1 protein-coding gene is annotated in these 2,823 nt (G+C 39.7%); it reads left to right on the top strand.

From position 1 onward, the window contains the following. Positions 1 to 51 precede the first annotated feature (51 nt). The coding region (locus KDK18_RS05265) for a hypothetical protein (RefSeq protein WP_257253714.1) at positions 52 to 2,823 on the top strand (2,772 nt) is incomplete at its 3' end.

Genomic DNA, 2,823 nt, shown 5'->3' with positions numbered 1-2,823 from the left:
CGTATCGCAATCCCCCGGGAAACCATGTAGGTCAATCTATCAGGTGTTATCATGCCAGACTTAAAAATACCCAAGAATATTCATTATGTTGTTGTCGGTCCTATTAAAGATTGGGAGCTTACTTACCTGAAAATATGGACCAAAGTGAACCCACACCATAAAATCTATGTATCGGCTCCCAGCGATTTAATATACCAAAGAATTTTATATTCGCTGCTGTTTTCTGAGAGAATAAAACAAACTATTGAAACAGATTATCCCGCTAATATTGCGCAATTGAGACTTAGCATTTGGCAAAAAATCGATGCTTTTATGAGTAGAAACACTGCCATAGGAACAATGGATATAATGAATGGCGACTTTTCAGACAGTGTAAAGAGGTCGTTTATCACCCAATGGACTAAAACCAACCATATCTTAAATCAAATCAAAACATCTATTGAAAATGTCGTTATTAGAAGACATCTGAGTAATTTTGAAAAAGGTAATAGTGAATATATCAGGCACACTTTAAGCCTTAAAAAAACCTTGACAACCGAAAGACTTATAGGGCTTTTTCATGAATTTAATCTTGGAGGGGTATATATTGATAAAGGAATACTGCCAAGACCAAAAGTAGAGATCATTCCAAGAGGGAGCAGTTCGTTCATATCTATATTGGGAGAGGGATTGAGTTGGAGTGATAGAGAGCAGTTAGAAAGAGCCATCATACGTACTTGTTTGGAAAAAATGTTTGCAGATGGAATTATTCCTGACCCTGGCACTTACTTTAAGGGATACGATATAAACCTGTCACAAGAAGAATACAACTTAGTTAAAAATATCGTAGAAACAAACAGTATCACAAATCTATTTGATGGTTTGAAGCAACGTGATCTAACGGATTCTACACGTTATAAAGTATTTTTCGGTAGAGAATTCGTTTTTAAAGAAAAGAGTTTACCCGGATATCTTGATGATTCAATCCAGCCAACAATATTCGAATCTCGCAAAAACAACCCATTTATAGGACTAATTATTAAAGAATCCTTATTTTTTTACAATACTTTAGAAGCTTTAAAAAAAGATAAAACAAGAAAAGAAGAACGCATACCGAGAATAAAGTCGGCTATGACTAAATTCTATAAAGATCATGATGTTACTGTCTCCGACGTAAGCATCAGTAAAGCTGCAACGATGTTATCCGAGCTTTCATACAATAACGGTAATTTTGACCACCAGATTTTCGCAAAACTAGGTTATGATGCTTTTGATAGATTAAGAAGAATGAATATCAAAAGAAGACCTACAATTATCAATACTTATGACTTATCAGTGAACAGTCCCTTCTATGATATAAACTCTTATGCCATTAATTATGACCTGCCAGAAATAGTGCCTCAGCGACCATATGAAAATTTAATAATAATTAATGTTCCTAAGATTCGGGACAATATGGTAGAGTCTTTGAGAAAGTGTTATGAACATTATAACAAGTACCGCACTCAAGATGGCAGAAGCGTTTTGTATAACATTGTTAATGATGATACAAACGTTTTGTATAACGTTTTTAATGATCATACAAAGGAAACTCTAAGACTTGAAGTAATTTCAGGAAAACCATTCAGAAATATCGGCGAAGACACTAAAGTCTTCATTACCGGGAGTATTGATTTCTCTGATATCAAGTCGAATGACATTTATCCTGTCTACTCCCGATCCTTAGTGAGAAAGCTATCATCAGTTTTAAGCCTGACGATACCCAAGGATACCAACTTGCAAAGCATAGCGTTCTCTTTTGATAACTCCGCACAAAACATCCCGGATTATGCGGGTGTATTGGATGCTAGCCAGAAAGATTATATTGTACCTGAAGTTCTGAGGGAGTTGGCCAAAAAAGGTATCCGTGCAAATTCAGCTGTTGCAGTTCGAGGGTACTTATCAGCAGGCGTTCCTCGGCAAACTACCGGTGATGATCCTGCCAGACCGTCAACCTCGGGAGATACGCTCAATCCTGAATTAAACCGTATCGTTTTTACCCTGAATAACGACAACACCGTTGCATACACAGCCAAGTTCGGGTTGGATTCCCTTGACCCTGAAAATGAGTTTTATGCCAGACCCAAAATTGATATTCGCGAATCCACATTCACAGATCAGTTGTTCGAATCCATAATCGTTGAGGATCCGCAGGGCTCGGTCAGTCCCGAAATCCAAAAGGCTGTTCTCGAAAACCTTGTCGAAAGACAGCGTATCATTGAAGATGATTTGTTCGGAGGCATAACTGACAGGTCTACCTTTGCCGCACAGGAAGGTAGACTGCTCGATAACATAGTTGACTATCGGCTTGCCCATCCCGATCAGAGAAAAGATGCTCAAAAATTCACATTAAGCAACGACTTCCAAGCCGCGATCTTTTACGGATTAGTGGAGCAACCGGCGACTGAAAATGTTGCTTTCGTCCATCCGGATGAAAGAGAAACTAATCGCTTGAAAGACACACTCCGCCTGGCGCTGGAATCTTCCTCGTACACTGATTGGCTTGCTCGCTATGCCAGTCGTTTCACTGCGTTCAACCTGGCCAACCAGCTTGAGCGGGAAATGCACAACTTCCAGACTGAAGAAGCAAAGGCCAGGGCCTTCGAAAACCTCAAAAGACGAATAGAGGCAAGGTCATACTATATTTACAATGTCGATCCCACAACGGCAGAGGGTGCTGCCGAGCTTAACGCAGAATTCAAAAATGATTTCGACAACGTCGATCTTCTCACAGCCCAGCCACCGGGTTATTGCAACAGGCGCCGAAGATCAGCCGATGCCAACAGCTGTAATGCCAGACGCAAA

It is taken from the genome of Endozoicomonas sp. SESOKO3 (assembly GCF_024606255.1).
Note: the sequence above shows the minus strand (reverse complement) of the source record. Positions and strands in the feature narration are given on the sequence as shown.